We start from the raw sequence: 14,918 nt of genomic DNA on the forward strand, positions 1-14,918 counted from the left end.
CGCTTAATCCGCGGAGGAGAGGCGGCACCTTATTCGGCCGAAACGATCTTGCCGCCCTGCCACTTGTAGAGCGAGAAGGCCTGCGAGGTCAGGTCGCCTGTTTCGCCATAGGTCAGCTTGCCGATGGCTGTCGGGATCGGCTCGCCGCCCTTCAGCGCTGCAGCAACCGCTTCGGAATCCTCGGCAGAGCCAGCCTTTTCGATACCGGCTTTGAGAACTTCCACGGCGGCATAGGCATTCAGGGTGAAGGCTTCGGCCGGAATGTTGGCGGCCTTCAACGCGTCAGCGGCGGCCTTGGAGTCCGCGCTCTTCGTTGCGTCGGAAGCATTGGTGAAGATGGTGCCATCTGCCGCGGTGCCGCCGATATTGGCGAATTCGGAGTTGGAAAGGCCGTCACCGGCGATCACGGTTGCCTTCGCGCCGATGTCGTGCAACTGGCGCACCAGAAGACCGGCTTCCGGATGGTAACCGCCGAAATAGACGACGTCCACGCCCTCGGACTTGAGACGGGCGGTGAGCGCGCTCAGATCCTTTTCGCCCGGTGTCAGCGCGTCATACATGACTTCCGTCACGCCGCCGGCATTCAAGGTCTTCTTGAAGGCGTCGGCAAGGCCCTTACCGTAAGCGCCCTTGTCGTGAATGATGGCGATCTGACGGTCCTTCAGCTGCGCCAGAACGAACTTCGCAGCCACTTCTGCCTGCTGGTCGTCACGACCGCAGGTGCGGAAGATGTTTGTTAGGCCGCGATTGGTGAGGTCCGGTGCCGTTGCTGTGGGTGTGACCATAACGACGCCGTTTTCAGCGAACACGTCGGAGGCCGGAATGGCAACGCCGGACGTGACTGGGCCGACGACAAATTTGATGCCGTCTGCAACCAGCTGGTTGGCGGCGGAAACGCCCTGCTTGGGTTCGCCGGCATCATCGGCAAGCTTCAGCACGATCTTCTCGCCGAGAATGCCGCCATTCTTGTTGATGACATCGACGGCAGTCTGCGCGCCGTTCTTCACCTGGTCGCCGTAAGCGGCAACCGGACCTGTGAGCGGCGCCACGAGACCGATGACGATCTCGGCATGCGCTGCGGGTGCAAAGGCCACGGAGGCGGCAAGCGCCAGGCCGGTCAAAATCTTGATTTTCATTCATTTCTCCTTGGGTTGGGCGCATCGCCCGATTCGGCCCGATACCGGCAACGTGCTCGCTGATACGAGGCGCCGTTCGTCAGGCAAAGGAGTGCCGTTTCACATTTGAATTCCGTACCCCAGTCTTGCTTTGTGACAAGGCGGTGGCGATTTAGCAAGTCGTGTTTGATCTGGAAGCGGCGCGTGGACGTAAAAGCCCTTGTAAAAGCTATGTGATCGCCGCCACAGTAGAGAGGCGAGGTTTGGTCTATGACAGCGCGATAAAGACTGGCTTTTCCATCTGGCGGGGAGGATATTATGACGATGCTATCGTCCGATGAAGAATTTCTGTCCCACCTGCCTGTCTTTCGACATTTCGAAGATGTCGCGGAGCCGGAACTCTATCGTCCGCTTCCCGATGGCTGGGCGCTGGCGCTTGCCGATATTGTCGATTCCACCGATGCCATTGCGCAAGGCCGGTACAAGTCCGTCAATATGGCGGGTGCTGGCGTCATCTCCGGCATCCTCAACGCCTTGGACCGCCATGATCTGCCCTTTGTTTTCGGCGGCGACGGTGCGGCTGTCGCCGTGCCGCCGCAGGCGATCGAAGCATCGCGCGCGGCGTTGTCAAAAGTCCGGCGGTGGGTGAGCGAGGATCTTGGCCTGACGCTGCGTGCAGCACTCGTGCCATTGACGGAGATCAGGGCCAATGGGCTGGATGTGCGCGTGGCGCGGTTTCAGGCGAGCGATGACGTGTCCTATGCGATGTTCTCCGGTGGCGGCAACAACTGGGCCGACATGCAGATGAAGGGCGGGCATTATCTTGTCGACGAGGCGGAGGCAGGCGACAGGCCTGATCTTTCCGGCCTGTCGTGCCGATGGAATCCCATACAGGCGCGCTATGGTGCGGTGGTGTCGATCATCGCCACCCCACGTCCGGGCGGAGACATGGCGGCCTTCCGTCGGCTGGTTGCCGATATCGTCACACTTGCGAATGAGGATGGTCGCGAAGGCCACCCCGTGCCTGTCGAGGGGCCGGCACTCGGTTTCATTCGTGAGGGGCTGGTGATGGAGGCCAAAGCGCTGTCCGGTCTCGGTGATCGTGTGTCGCAGTTTCGCAAAGGCTGTTGGGTGGCGTTCCAGACCGTTCTGATCACGGTGCTCTACTGGTTGCGAAAGCCGGTGGGGCGCTTCGACCCTGTTCAGTACAAGACGACTGTCGCGAGCAATACGGACTTTCGTAAGTTCGACGACGGGCTGAAGATGACGATCGATGTGGATGCAGACCGGCTTTCCCGCATCAAGGCACGGCTGGAAGGTGCGGAGCGTGACGGTGTCTGCTTTTATGGATTGCATGAGCAGGATGCGGCCCTGATGACCTGCGTCGTTCCGTCACCACTGTCACGCGATCACATGCATTTTGTCGATGGGGCTGCCGGTGGCTATGCACGTGCGGCGCAGATGCTGAAAGAGCGTTCGGCGTCATCAGTCTGAACGGTTGAGGTGCCTGCGTGGCTTGAGCACTAAAGACTCGTCTGGAGCGGCGCGCACCCCGTTTTCGGGCTTCTAAAGCGCGTCGAGATCTTTCAGATTCGCTCCTTGCGCTTTAGGTTTTGGTTTTGTCGCGGGTCGGTATCGCAAAACCGCTGAACAGTTTGCTTGGACCATGCTTCAAAGCGCCGCGCGGCCTATTGGGCGCACAAAGAACGCTTTACCTTTTTGATCGTGCTTTGCGAAGATCGAGCCCGATGTTCGGGCCGATGCTGTCGATCAGGCCGCGGACTTGCTGTCGTTCTGCGCGCAGTAGATCTCTTCAAGCGATGCCAGGATCTTCTTCACCGAGTCCGACGTGCTGGAATAGTAGATCGTCTGTGCATCGCGGCGCGTCTTGACGAGGCGTTGTGCACGAAGCTTGGAGAGATGCTGAGACAAAGCCGATTGGCTGAGGCCAACCTGGGTAGCCAGAACGCCGACCGGAACTTCACCCTCGACCAAGCTGCAAAGAATCATCAGCCTTTTGGGGTTAGCCATTGCCGACAGAAGCCCTGCCGCTGCATTAGCCTGTTCTGATAAGGTCTGCTCTGTCATTTCCAGTCTCCTAATTCGAAGCCGCCCCTAGGCTTTCTTGTCCGGCAACGAATTGCCCCATGCGTCAAGTTTTACCAACATGGTCGCGAGACTGTATATACCTAAATCTAAGGTAAAGGCCACGCTTTATTAGAAGTGTCGTAATTTAGATACTCATTATGCCGCTAGGCTGTTTCGGGGTATTATTTTCTTCTAAAAATCGTAAGTAACGCAAACGAAGAAATGATTAATGTCAAATTCGGTCAAAAATAATATTTTTTTATTCTTCGTAATTTTGACTGCTGCTGTCATATTTTGATCTCAAATCTCGGCATGTCCCAAATCTAGTAGTGCGTGCGTTGCGGGGTGAGGAAAAGAAAGCAGCGCAGGCCTGTCGGGCCTACGCTGCTTCGGATGCTGTGGTATTGAAAAGATCCCGTTCTTTGGAATCAGACCGCCCTCGGCTGGTTCTCCTCCAGCCAGGCAGAATCTAGACGTTGCGGTGACGCGTCAGTCCTCGGACGATGTCTTCCGAGGTGATGGTGCCAATGACCGCTCCCTGTTCGACGACGCCGATCGTACCGGGCTGTCTTGCCATGGCATCGAGAATGTCGATCAAGGGCAGGGAAGGGCGAGCCGTGGCCACGACCGGGCTGTTGCCGTTATCGACTGCCACGCCGCGCCGCATCACGTCGGCGGCGGTCAGCATGGAAATCGGGTTCATGTTCTGCACGAAATCCGCAACATACTGGGTGGCGGGGTTACGCACGATCTCCTGCGGCGTGCCGCACTGGATGATGCGTCCACCCTCCATCATGGCGATGCGATTGCCGATGCGGAAGGCCTCGTCCAGATCGTGGCTGACGAAGAGGATCGTTTTCTTCAGCCTGCTTTGAAACTCCAGCAGCTCTTCCTGAAGTCGGCTGCGGATCAGCGGGTCGAGGGCTGAGAACGGCTCGTCCATCAAAAGGATCGGCGCGCCGGTCGCAAAAGCGCGGGCAAGACCCACACGCTGCTGCATGCCGCCGGAAAGCTCGCCCACCTTGCGCTCGGCCCAGTCGGAGAGATTGACGAGTTCGAGCTGTTCGGCAACACGCTTCTTGCGCTCGGCCTCCGGCACGCCGGAAAGCTCCAGCCCGAAGCCGACATTATCGGCAACATTGCGCCAGGGCAGGAGTCCGAACTGCTGAAAGACCATGGAGACGGTGCGGGAGCGAAGGTCGCGCAGCACCTTGGACGATGCCCGATAGGGATCGACATAGCCCGTATCGGTCTTGACGCTGACACTGCCGCGCACCACCGGGGCAAGGCGGTTGACGGCGCGCAGCAGCGTGGATTTGCCGGAGCCCGACAGCCCCATGAGGACGAGGATTTCGCCTTCCTTGACCGAGAGCGAGGCATTGGCAACGCCAAGCACCAGACCGGTCTCTTTGTTGATTTCGCTGCGGGTCCGCTCCGCATCGATCAGCGGAAGCGCAAGATGAGGATTGTCGCCGAAGACGATATCGACGTTTCCGAAGATGATCGCGTCACTCATACTTCATCCTCCGAGCCTGGCAGGCGAAAGAGCCGGTCAAGAATGATCGCCACGATGACGATGCAAAGACCCGCTTCAAAGCCCATGGCGATGTTGACCGTATTCAGCGCGCGAACCACCGGCACGCCGAGGCCGTTCGCGCCGACAAGTGCGGAGATCACCACCATGGAAAGCGATAGCATGATGGTCTGTGTCAGTCCCGCCATGATCTGCGGCATGGCAAAGGGCAGTTCTACCTTGCGCAGCACCTGGGAGGGCGTGGCGCCGAAGGCGACGGCGGCTTCCACCAGCGCCGGCGGCGTGGAAATGATGCCAAGTCGAGTGAGACGGATGGGAGCGGGGACGGAGAAGATCACTGTTGCGATCAGGCCCGGTACCATGCCGAGACCGAAGAGCACCAGTGCCGGGATCAGATAGACGAAGGTCGGGATCGTCTGCATCAAATCCAGAACGGGACGCATGAAGCTGTAGACCCATTTGCGCCGTGCCGCGAGAATGCCGAGCGGGACGCCGATCAGCATACAGACGGAGCTTGCCGCGATCACGAGCGCCAGCGTTTCGGTGGTCGCTTTCCAATATCCGAGATTGATGATGAGAAGCAGGCCAAGGGCTGTGAAGAGCGGCATTCCGATGGAGCGTCGCATCCAGGCGGAGAGCGCGGTCAAAAGCGCCACGATGATAAGAGGGTGGGGCGCCTGTAGCAGGTAGAGGATAGCGTCGATAACGCTTCCGAAAATAAAGGCTAACCAATCAAAAAAGAAAGAAAGATTTGTGGTCAGCCAGTCGACTGCCTCTTTGGCGTAACGACCGACCGGTAAACGATTTTGGGGTGCACTGAGCCATTCCACGGTAAGATTATGCCTTTCGTGAACGGGTTCATCTGTTCGGCTTCCGACGCTTGAAAGGTCGGAAGCCGGGCGTAGCAGGCGGGTAACCGGCCTTTACAGGCCGATATTCTTCTTGGCTGCAGCCAGCGCGTCGCCGCTGCCGTCCTTGGTCTTGACGCCCGCGAGCCATGGCTCGATGGCGCTCGGGTTCGCCTTCAGCCATGCGGTGGCTGCGGCTTCGCCTTCCATGCCGTCATTCAAGATTTTGCCCATGATCTCGTTTTCCATGGGAAGCGAGAATTGCAGGTTCTTGATGAAGGTGCCGACATTCGGGCATTCGTCCAGATAGCCTTTGCGCACGTTCGTGTAGATTGTTGCGCCGCCAAGGTTCGGACCGAAGACGTCGTCGCCGCCTGTCAGATAGGTCAGCTTGAAATTGGAGTTCATCGGGTGGGGTTCCCAACCGAGAAACACGATGGGCTCGCCAGCCTTATCGGCACGCGCCACCTGCGCCAGCATGCCCTGTTCGGAGGATTCCACCACCTGGAAGTCCTTCAGGCCGAAGGTGTCCTTTTCGACCATGCCGAGAATCAGGCGGTTGCCGTCATTGCCAGGCTCGATGCCGTAAATCTTGCCGCCAAGCTGGTCGCTGTGGGCTGCAATATCCTTAAAGTCCTTGATGCCGAGTTCGGCACCTTTGGCATTGGTGGCAAGCGTATATTTTGCACCCGTCAGGTTTTCGCGCACCGTCTCGACCGACTTGTCTTCGCGGTAAGGTTTGATATCGCCTTCCATCGTCGGCATCCAGTTGCCGAGGAAGACGTCGATGTCCTTGTTTTTCAACGACGTATAGGTCACCGGAACGGAGAGGATTTTCACGTCGGTGTCGTAGCCGAGGCTTTTCAGAATGACGGACGCTGTGGCGGTCGTCGCGGTGATATCGGTCCAGCCGACATCGGAGAAGCGGACGGTTCCGCAGCTTGCCGGTTCGGCAGCCTGGGCGCTGGTGGAAAAGACCGCGATTGCAGAAATTGCCGCGGCAAGAGCCAGACAGCGACGTTGATGTGCAAGCATTGCTTACTCCCTTTTTTTGTTCCTTTATCATTATCAATATCCGCCAATCACAATCAACTCATGCGCATTTGCGTGAGCGGCGGTGTTGTTTGCGACATTGTACACTATCAGCCGCGACGAACAGAACTCCTATTCGAATCGGGTTTTGACCCTAAAGCTGTGACTTTCGTTCGGACACCCTTCCTTCTGCGGGTCCTGCGGGGCAAAAGAGCCTGAAACCTGATTCTTTTGTTGTCGTTTGTCTTTTCGGGATAACCGGTTTTCCACTTATCCCTGACAGACTTTAGAGGGCATGATGGCCAAGCTCTATTTCAATTACTCCGCAATGAATGCCGGAAAATCCACCATGCTCCTGCAGGCGTCCTACAATTATCAGGAGCGCGGAATGCGTACCCTGATCTTCACCGCCGCCTTCGACAACCGGGCCGGTGTGGGAAAGGTGGCCTCGCGCATCGGCCTGTCGTCGGATGCGATGATCTTTGAAGACAGCACGGATATTTTTGCCGAGGTGGCGCGCCTGCATGGCGAGGAGCCGGTCGCCTGCGTCTTCATCGACGAGGCGAATTTTCTCTCCGAACACCATGTCTGGCAGCTCGCCATGATTGCCGACAGGCTGAACATTCCGGTGATGACCTATGGTCTGCGGACGGATTTTCAGGGCAAGCTTTTTCCCGCTTCCAAGGAGCTTCTTGCGATTGCCGACGAACTTCGGGAAATCCGCACCATCTGCCATTGCGGCCGCAAGGCAACGATGGTGGCGCGCTTCGATGAAAGCGGCAAGGTGGTGAAGGAGGGCGCGCAGATCGATGTGGGGGGCAATGAGAAATACGTGTCCTTCTGCCGGCGCCACTGGGTGGAGGCCGTTCAAGACACCTGAGCCGCGCGTTCTGCTCCGTTTGATTTTGGTCAAAGAAGGATGGTGCGTGGGGGAGTAGGACCTGGCGTGGAAAGACCGCATCCGGCGGTTCCACTTCAGGAGTAAGCGCAATGCAAAGTCACGTTCTTCGTCTTCTTACAGCCGCCGCCATTGCCGGCTTCTTCACCTTTCCGGCCGCTGCCGCCGAAATCGAGATCAAGATGCTGAACAAGGGCGCAGATGGGCAGGCGATGGTGTTCGAGCCCGCAGCCGTGAAAGCAAATGTGGGCGACGTCATCACCTTCGTTCCGGTCGATAAGGGTCACGATGCCGCTTCGATCAAGGAACTGGTGCCGGAGGGTGTGGCGGAAGCCAAGGGCAAGATGAACGAGACGCTGAAGGTGACGGTCGACAGGCAAGGCGCTTACGTCTTCAAATGCACCCCGCATTTCGGCATGGGCATGGTGGCGCTTGTGGTCGTTGGCGATCAGCCTGCAAACCTTGATGCGGTGAAGGCCGGCAAGATGCCGAAGAAGGCGCGTGAGAGACTGGATGCGGAACTGGCAAAGCTCAATCTGTAAGCGTCCCTTCCTGCAAGCTCTTGCATTGAGATGAGGCCGTTCGTGGATATATGAAACGAGCGGCCTTATGCGTGTCGCGATCTTTCGGATTTCCTCCCCGCGTCGGCTCTTGTTTTGTCGCATGTCGTTATCGCAAAACCGCTGCACAGTTTTGCGCGACATGCTTTAGTGCCCACTCGATTCGGGAGAGAGAGAACCTGCCATGGCGAAGACGCCGCCCCTTGAGAGCGAGATTGAAAAGGCCAAGGCGGCAATCAGCGACACGCGCGCTGCCGAGGTAAGCCTGCTCCAACAGTTCTCGACACTTCTTGGCGCAGATGACGCGGATGAGAAGGCGCAGGTCAGTCATGAGCGCGAGCGCCAAGCGCTCGATTCCCTCCTTGCACGCTATGATGAGGTTGAGAAGACTCTCGCCAATCTCACGCTCTACCTTTCCGGCGAGATCGAAAAATGTTTCGAGCGTTTTGACGCCGCCAGCGAACGGACGCGCTACGAGAATTTCGTCGCCTTCTTCTCGCGCAACAGGGCGACGAAGCTTCAGGCCGAACGGGTGAAGACGTTTGCGATCGCCGGGACCGTGAAGCGGCTGCTGTTTCTTTCGGATGATGTTGCCGTGCTTCTGACGAACGAGAAAGCTGCCGCTTCGGAGCTTTACGAGAGATGCGAAGCGCCGTTGCTTGCGATGATGGAAAAGCGCCGCCAGTCGGCAGCCGAGATCGAGGCTGGGCGTCAGCGGCTGAAGGAGATCAACGCGTCGCTCGCAACGGTGCAATGGAAGCTTGGCAGTGTGACGGATGACAAGCGCCGCGCTTCACTGGAAGCCGAACGGGAAAGCCTGTCGCTTGAACTGGAAGAGCAGGAAAAATCCTATCATGTTTTGAGAACCCGCCACCAGCGTCTGGAAGACCAGATCCAGCTGCAGGAATCGCTGTCGCAAAGCGCGACCCAGCGGCTCTCGGCACATGCCATGCTCTACAACATGCTGTCGCTCGCGATGGAGCGCGCCATCCAACTCTACGGCGCCGTGACCATGACGCTTGACGGGCTGATGCGGGACATTGAAAAAGACGCGTCGCCACATCCCCATCTTCTCGATCTTCTCAGGATCCACGCGCACAACGCCATCACGCTCGATCATATCGACAAGCGCAAGGCCCCTGTCAGCGAGGCCTTTGTCCGTCGCTACAGAATAGAACGATCCCGTATCGTGGCGATTGAGGGTGCTGCGCGGTAAAAAGATACCTTTGCTGCGTTGTATCCATCGCGCGCGCACCTATCTGAGAACGAAGCTGTACTCGCAGAGGAGTGGGCCGTTGACTGACAATCGAGAGAGGTGAGTATGCTTGATTCCGTTTCGGCGTTCTTCAGACGTGTTTTCAGCGCGCTTGGACGAGGCCTGTCGGTTCTTGGCGCCGCGCTGATCTGGCCGTTCCGCGCGCGGCAAGGATCTGCCGGCCCGCTGGCATGGATGGTACAGGCACCGCTTGCTGTTGGCCTCGTGCTCATCTTCGGTCTCTATGGCTACTTCATCTGGCAAACGCAGGTCTGGACGAACTTCAACCCGGATTACGTCAACGACTACAAGCTTTCGACCCGCACGGTCGGAGCAGGGCAGGAACTGCCTGCCACGCCTGCGACAGTGCCTCAGGCGCAAACAGAGGCGCCGCCCGCGACTGAGGGAGCCGCAACCGCGCCGGCCGCAGTTGCCGCAGCTCAGGCTGCCCGCAGTTGCCAGCCATCCGCCACCGTCGATGTTGCAGCAGGGCTTATCGACTTCAATGTCGATCAGAATGCCTGGATTTCCTCCATGCTGCTCTACAAGCTCGGCCTCTTCGGCGTCGATTGGGACAGTACGCCGTTTCTGGACAACAAGGCCTCCTTCCAGCGCGGCGTGAACCAGGCCGTTCGCCGTACCGCGGTGGAGCTTGTCGATACGCTCGGTCGTGTGCGCGGCACGTCCGGCATCAACAACGACCTGCAGAATGCCCGTGGCAATCTGCAATATGACGAGTATTCCTGGTATTTCGGTCTGAGCCCCTTTGGCCCGAAGACGCCGACGCCAAGCTACTACCGTTCGGCCGCAGACAGCCTGCGCAAGTTCAACACCAGTCTTGCTCAATGCGCCTCTGTCTTCGATACGCGTGCGGACAACCTCATCCAGTTCATCGATCGCATCGCCAACGATATTGGCGGTACCTCCGCAATCCTTCGCGAGCGTTCCGAAAATTATAATGGCGGCTGGTTCGATACGCGTGCCGACGATCGCTTCTGGTTCGCGTATGGTCAGCTTTACGGCTATTACGGCATTCTCTCAGCCGCTGGTGCGGACTTCCAGCAGGTCATTCGCGAGCGCAATGTGACCAGCTTGTGGAACGATACATTGGCGCAGACGCGGGCAGCCCTTCGCATTCAGCCCTTCATCATCTCCAATGGGGATGAAAGCGGGTGGATCATGCCATCGCATCTGGCGACCATGGGCTTCTATGTGCTGCGCGTGCGCTCCAACCTTGTGGAGTTGCGTTCCGTGCTGGACCGCTAAGCGCAGGAGCTTAGCCAGCGCTCCGACTGGATAGCGGAGCGCTTGAGCCGGCTGGCCCTAAAATTACTGAGTGGTTGTGCGGCTGGCACGCTCCGTCAAGCGGAGACGTAAAGCGTCAGGAGCGAGCCGCGACATCGCGCGGTGCTTCGATCATGATCAGCTGATCACTTTCAGACGGATCGCCTTGGCGACGAGCTGGGTCCGGTTGACGCAATCCAGCTTTTTGATCGCATTGTTCAAATAGGCGTTGATCGTGTGGTCGGACAGCGAAAGGATCTGTCCGATCTCGGAGGATGTCTTTCCGTGAGATGTCCAACGGATCACTTCGATCTCGCGCTTCGTCAGCGTTTTCGGCGCCACCAGTTCCGCCTTGCGAATACGATCGTAAACGTCGAAGGCATGGATGGCGACAATGCCAAGCTCATTGAGCACATTTTGACTGGGCTTTGGCGAATCTCCTTCGAAACGCAGAACGTATCGACGGCCGTTAAGACAGTTGATGGGCGTGATCACGCCACTGACGAGCCCGTATTGCACCATCAAATTCTTCAACTCCGCGCTATAGGGCGGCACGGGAATGTCGTCTTCGAAGCACCAATATTGCGGCATCGATGAGTTGGCAATTTTTGCCAGGATAGGGCAATCCGGCAGTTTGCGATGCTGATCGACGCTACGAATGAAGTTAACCGGGACAGTCGTTTCAAGCACCACGGGAGCCAGAAGGTCGTCGCCCTGGGTCGGCACCTTCATCAGCGTGGTGTGGGTGAAGCCGAATGTTTTGGTAAGACGGGAGACGGTCTGTAGCCACTCAGGACGACTTTGGGAGGCCACTATCTCCTGACTGAATACAGACTGCCGTTCCAGTGTTGTCATGGTGATTACATTCGATAAGGTTTATATGTTAACATCAAGAAATATACGAACGGCAACAAATTTCCACCCCTAATTTCCAATAGTCCCAACTTTGGTTAGTACGGCGTTTTTCTAATCGTTTGAATATCTTGATTATTGGAGCGATTGAGCTCACGACTTTCAAAGTCGCGGGGTTTGCTCCGCGACGGGGCCTCTCGCCTTGTGCCTGTCAAAGCGTGCCGCATGTCGCGCAAAACTGCTGCATACTTTTGCGCGAGATGCTTTGGATTGACGAGATCAAAGATCGAGATCGGCCTTGCCGGGCTTCGGTTTGTTCATCAGCTTTTCCAGGAAACCCAACATCACGGCAGAGATGACGAAGGCGAGGTGGATGATGGTGAACCACATCAGCTTGCTGTCGGAATACTGGTTGGCGTTCAAGAAGATCTGCAACAAATGGATCGAGGAGATGGCGACGATTGAGGAGGCGACCTTGATCTTGAGACTGCCGGCGTCCAGCTTTCCGAGGAACGACACCTCATCGTCGGCTTCATCAAAGCGGCTGACGAAGTTCTCATAGCCGGAGATCATCACCATCACGATCAGGCTCGCCACCAGCGCCGCGTCAATCAAGGCCAGCATGGCGAGAATCATGTCCGCATCCGTGTAGACGAAGACGTTCTGGGCGATCTTCAGAAACTTCAGTGCGAAGGAAAAAGCGTAGACGGCCAGTGCTGCCACGAGTCCGAAATAGAAGACGACGAGGATCCAGCGGCTCGAGAGAATGATTCGTTCGATAATGAGTTCAAGTGATTTCATGTCAGCGGGGCGCCCTTGGCTCGCGTTGAGATAATGTGCGTATTCGTAAAGCGGTGATTTAAGCGGAAAAGACCGATCTTCAAGACCATAGCATGCTGCACATTCTGTTTATCACGGGATGTTTTACGGTGGACCGAACATGAGGCCGCCGCACGTTCGGCGTCACAATTTTGCAACAATATGGTTCTCGCTAAATGATGACTGTTATAATCATATTTATTATGTTGACTCACATTATCATGTTTTCTAATTCTCCCCCAGCGGCTCAGCCGTCACATTTCAGCACATATCCGTCGAGCGAGCCTTGAGGCTGTAGCGCGCACCGTCGCGCTTGCCTCCTGCTGTTCGACATCAGGGGGTCATCATGCTTATCCGCGGTTCTCAATCCGCTTTGTTCGTCTGCACGGCGCTCGCGCTTGTGCTCAATAGCGTTGGCGCAGAGGCGCAGACCGTGTCTCCGCAGGACGGACAAGAGCCCACTGTGCTGAAACGGATTACCATCAAGGGCGCGCGCGTTGCGTCGGGTAACCCGGCGGCGAACGCAGCGTCCGATACGCCGCTCGCGAGCGTGACGACGGCGGACGAGATCCGCAAAAAGGACATCAGCAATCTGCGCGATCTCGGCAATACGACGGAGCCTGGGGTGGATTTCACCGAGAGCAAGCCAGGCAAGGTAGGCGGGCTTTTCATCCGCGGTCTCGGTGGTCCACGCATCGTCACGCTGCTGGACGGAATCCCGGTTTCCTCCTTCGGCAACCTCGTGCGTGCGGGTGCGTCATCGCCAACGACGGGATTGAGTGACGGCGCAAACACGTTCGACTTTGCAGCGCTCTCGACTGTCGATGTTGTCCGCGGCGCGGATTCGAGCCGCATCGGTCCAGGTGCCATGGGCGGCGCGCTGGTGCTAAGAACGCTTGAACCGGAAGACCTGATAGACCCAGAAAAGGGCTGGGGCGGCGTGGCGAAGCTTGGTTATGACAGCTCCGACAAGAGTCTCGGTGGATCGCTGGCGGTTGCGAAAAAGATCGAGAACACTTCGGTGTTGTTCCAAGGCGCTTACAAGAAGGGTCATGAGCGCGACAACCTCGGCAAGCAAGACATTGACGGCTTCCAGCGGACCGCGCCAAACCCTGCCGATTTCGATCAGAAGAATGTCATGGCCAAGGTCCGTCAGGATCTTGCTGGTGGGCATCGCATTGGCGTGACTGCAGAGCGCTATGATCTCGATACCGATTTCGACCTGAGAACAATGCAGAGCCCCACAGTCGTCATATCCGGCGGGCGTCCTGCTACGACCTATCTGCCCGGTCAGGGCTGGGGTGAGGAAAACACCCACCGCGACCGCGTATCTTTCGATTATAGCTACGAGGCGGAGAGCGAAGACTCCGTTATCGACGCGGCCAATGCAACGATCTTCTGGCAAAAGCTGACCAAAGAAGCTGGATCGGATGGCCTGCGCACCAGCGATTCCGCTCGGTACATGAGACACAACAGGGTGGAGGAAAACTCCTATGGTCTGACGGGCAACGCCATCTCGCTTTTCGATGCCGGCTCTCTCGACCACGAAATTCGCTTTGGCGGCACGCTGCAGTTTTTCCAGACCGAACAATATCTGGCCGGTCTGCCCGCAAGCGCTGCCGTCAACAAGCCAGATATGCCGGATGTGGATGGCAAGAAGCTTGGCATCTATCTTGATGATCGGATCGGTTTTGGCGATAGCGGTTTTGCTTTGACCCCGGGCGTACGCTTCGATTGGTATGATTACGATCCGCAAACGACGGCGGGTTACAACGGCGCATTGACACCGAAAAGCGGTACGCGCCTCTCGCCGAAAGTGTTGGCGACATATCAAGTCACGCCTGAAACCGAGCTTTTCGCGCAATGGTCGATGACATATCGGCCACCAACGATCGATGAGTATTACATCTACTTCCCCAATATCGGCTACGAGGTTCGCGGCAATCCGGACCTGAAACCAGAGACCGGGCAAGGGTTCGAAGTCGGTGCGAATTATGAGAGCGGCGATCTTTCTGGAAAAGTCACCGTATTCCATAACCGCTACTCGAACTTCATCGAGGACTACACCGTCTCACAGGCGCCGCTCGTCATGTCATGGCGCAATGTCGATAAGGCGCAGATTTCCGGTATCGAGCTAAAAACCCGCAAGGAGTTTGCAAACGGGCTTTTCCTCAACGGCTCTATTGCCTACGCCTATGGAAGAAACAGCACTGATAAATCCTATCTACGATCCGTTGCGCCGTTCAAGGCGGTGGCAGGCGTCGGCTATGATCAGGATATTTGGGGCGTCGAATTGTCCGGCATCTTCTCAGCACCAATGCCCAACGATAACAATCCCAACACGTTTGATGCGCCGGGCTACGGCATCGCCAACCTGACGGGCTGGTGGGAGCCGGAACAGTTGAACGGCCTTCGTATCCAGGCTGGCATCTACAATATTTTCGACAAGAAATATTGGAACGCCGTTGCCGTCCGCGAGGTCAACCCGACGTCACAATCCAGCGGCAATCAGCCGGTCGATTTCTACACAGAGGCGGGAAGGTCGTTTAAGGTCTCTCTGACCAAAACGTTCTGATCAGGGTCTTCTAGATCGATATGGTGGCGCGGAAGCGCCACCGTTTCAACTGAACTAC

At 57.3% G+C, this 14,918-nt stretch carries 13 protein-coding genes; 6 read left to right on the forward strand and 7 right to left on the reverse strand.

Annotated features, from left to right (window positions below):
- Positions 1-29: 29 nt before the first annotated feature.
- Positions 30-1,136, reverse strand: a complete 1,107-nt coding sequence (locus tag PVA19_RS08305; RefSeq protein ID WP_274101976.1) for a branched-chain amino acid ABC transporter substrate-binding protein — start codon at positions 1,134-1,136, stop codon at positions 30-32.
- Between the two features lie 303 nt (positions 1,137-1,439).
- Between PVA19_RS08305 and PVA19_RS08310 the strand changes: the two genes are divergently transcribed.
- Positions 1,440-2,609: a DUF3095 domain-containing protein gene (locus tag PVA19_RS08310; protein WP_112521234.1), complete on the forward strand. Its 1,170-nt coding sequence runs from the start codon at positions 1,440-1,442 to the stop codon at positions 2,607-2,609.
- A gap of 276 nt (positions 2,610-2,885) precedes the next feature.
- On the opposite strand, the gene PVA19_RS08315 is transcribed toward PVA19_RS08310, so the two are convergent.
- The 4 genes from PVA19_RS08315 to PVA19_RS08330 all read right to left on the reverse strand — a co-directional run bounded on the left by PVA19_RS08315 (position 2,886) and on the right by PVA19_RS08330 (position 6,620).
- Positions 2,886-3,203: an ArsR/SmtB family transcription factor gene (locus tag PVA19_RS08315; protein ID WP_062426334.1), complete on the reverse strand. Its 318-nt coding sequence runs from the start codon at positions 3,201-3,203 to the stop codon at positions 2,886-2,888.
- 469 nt (positions 3,204-3,672) lie between these two features.
- Complete coding sequence (choV, locus tag PVA19_RS08320; protein WP_274101977.1) at positions 3,673-4,719, reverse strand: choline ABC transporter ATP-binding protein; 1,047 nt, start codon at positions 4,717-4,719, stop codon at positions 3,673-3,675.
- The gene (gene choW / locus PVA19_RS08325; RefSeq protein ID WP_062426336.1) at positions 4,716-5,567 is read right to left on the reverse strand and encodes a choline ABC transporter permease subunit; all 852 of its coding nucleotides are present in this window, start codon (positions 5,565-5,567) and stop codon (positions 4,716-4,718) included. The genes choV and choW overlap by 4 nt, the downstream gene beginning before the upstream one ends.
- 93 nt (positions 5,568-5,660) lie before the next feature.
- Complete coding sequence (locus PVA19_RS08330) at positions 5,661-6,620, reverse strand: choline ABC transporter substrate-binding protein (protein WP_062426337.1); 960 nt, start codon at positions 6,618-6,620, stop codon at positions 5,661-5,663.
- A 295-nt stretch (positions 6,621-6,915) separates the two neighbouring features.
- Between PVA19_RS08330 and PVA19_RS08335 the strand changes: the two genes are divergently transcribed.
- The 4 genes from PVA19_RS08335 to PVA19_RS08350 all read left to right on the forward strand — a co-directional run bounded on the left by PVA19_RS08335 (position 6,916) and on the right by PVA19_RS08350 (position 10,596).
- A complete protein-coding gene (locus PVA19_RS08335; protein WP_111850454.1) occupies positions 6,916-7,497 on the forward strand; it encodes a thymidine kinase in 582 nt (193 codons plus the stop codon).
- Positions 7,498-7,607: 110 nt separating this feature from the next.
- On the forward strand, positions 7,608-8,057 hold the full coding sequence (locus tag PVA19_RS08340; protein WP_062426338.1) for a pseudoazurin: 450 nt from the start codon (positions 7,608-7,610) through the stop codon (positions 8,055-8,057).
- A gap of 202 nt (positions 8,058-8,259) precedes the next feature.
- A complete protein-coding gene (locus tag PVA19_RS08345) occupies positions 8,260-9,291 on the forward strand; it encodes a hypothetical protein (protein ID WP_274101979.1) in 1,032 nt (343 codons plus the stop codon).
- Between the two features lie 105 nt (positions 9,292-9,396).
- Positions 9,397-10,596: a DUF2333 family protein gene (locus PVA19_RS08350; protein WP_274101980.1), complete on the forward strand. Its 1,200-nt coding sequence runs from the start codon at positions 9,397-9,399 to the stop codon at positions 10,594-10,596.
- A 156-nt stretch (positions 10,597-10,752) separates the two neighbouring features.
- Here the strand turns inward: PVA19_RS08350 and PVA19_RS08355 are convergent, their stop codons facing one another.
- Together PVA19_RS08355 and PVA19_RS08360 are read right to left on the reverse strand one after the other, a co-directional pair.
- Positions 10,753-11,427, reverse strand: coding sequence for a helix-turn-helix transcriptional regulator (locus PVA19_RS08355; RefSeq protein ID WP_274101981.1), 675 nt, complete (start codon positions 11,425-11,427; stop codon positions 10,753-10,755).
- Between the two features lie 318 nt (positions 11,428-11,745).
- Positions 11,746-12,267, reverse strand: coding sequence for a TIGR00645 family protein (locus tag PVA19_RS08360; protein ID WP_062426342.1), 522 nt, complete (start codon positions 12,265-12,267; stop codon positions 11,746-11,748).
- 364 nt (positions 12,268-12,631) lie between these two features.
- Here PVA19_RS08360 and PVA19_RS08365 point away from each other — a divergent pair, with 364 nt between their 5' ends.
- Positions 12,632-14,860 (forward strand): TonB-dependent hemoglobin/transferrin/lactoferrin family receptor, encoded by a 2,229-nt coding sequence (locus tag PVA19_RS08365; protein WP_274101984.1) that lies wholly within the window; start codon positions 12,632-12,634, stop codon positions 14,858-14,860.
- Positions 14,861-14,918: the final 58 nt, after the last annotated feature.

It is taken from the genome of Agrobacterium sp. CNPSo 3708 (assembly GCF_028674915.1).
Taxonomy (GTDB): Bacteria; Pseudomonadota; Alphaproteobacteria; order Rhizobiales; family Rhizobiaceae; genus Agrobacterium; species Agrobacterium cavarae.

Excerpts from the sequence above, each read along its gene's own strand:
- PVA19_RS08340 (WP_062426338.1), top strand. The coding sequence starts at position 7,608 with ATGCAAAGTCACGTTCTTCGTCTTCTTACAGCCGCCGCCATTGCCGGC.
- PVA19_RS08350 (WP_274101980.1), top strand. The coding sequence starts at position 9,397 with ATGCTTGATTCCGTTTCGGCGTTCTTCAGACGTGTTTTCAGCGCGCTT.
- PVA19_RS08330 (WP_062426337.1), bottom strand. The coding sequence starts at position 6,620 with ATGCTTGCACATCAACGTCGCTGTCTGGCTCTTGCCGCGGCAATTTCT.
- PVA19_RS08345 (WP_274101979.1), top strand. The coding sequence starts at position 8,260 with ATGGCGAAGACGCCGCCCCTTGAGAGCGAGATTGAAAAGGCCAAGGCG.
- PVA19_RS08335 (WP_111850454.1), top strand. The coding sequence starts at position 6,916 with ATGGCCAAGCTCTATTTCAATTACTCCGCAATGAATGCCGGAAAATCC.
- PVA19_RS08315 (WP_062426334.1), bottom strand. The coding sequence starts at position 3,203 with ATGACAGAGCAGACCTTATCAGAACAGGCTAATGCAGCGGCAGGGCTT.
- PVA19_RS08310 (WP_112521234.1), top strand. The coding sequence starts at position 1,440 with ATGCTATCGTCCGATGAAGAATTTCTGTCCCACCTGCCTGTCTTTCGA.
- PVA19_RS08360 (WP_062426342.1), bottom strand. The coding sequence starts at position 12,267 with ATGAAATCACTTGAACTCATTATCGAACGAATCATTCTCTCGAGCCGC.
- PVA19_RS08305 (WP_274101976.1), bottom strand. The coding sequence starts at position 1,136 with ATGAAAATCAAGATTTTGACCGGCCTGGCGCTTGCCGCCTCCGTGGCC.
- PVA19_RS08365 (WP_274101984.1), top strand. The coding sequence starts at position 12,632 with ATGCTTATCCGCGGTTCTCAATCCGCTTTGTTCGTCTGCACGGCGCTC.
- choV (WP_274101977.1), bottom strand. The coding sequence starts at position 4,719 with ATGAGTGACGCGATCATCTTCGGAAACGTCGATATCGTCTTCGGCGAC.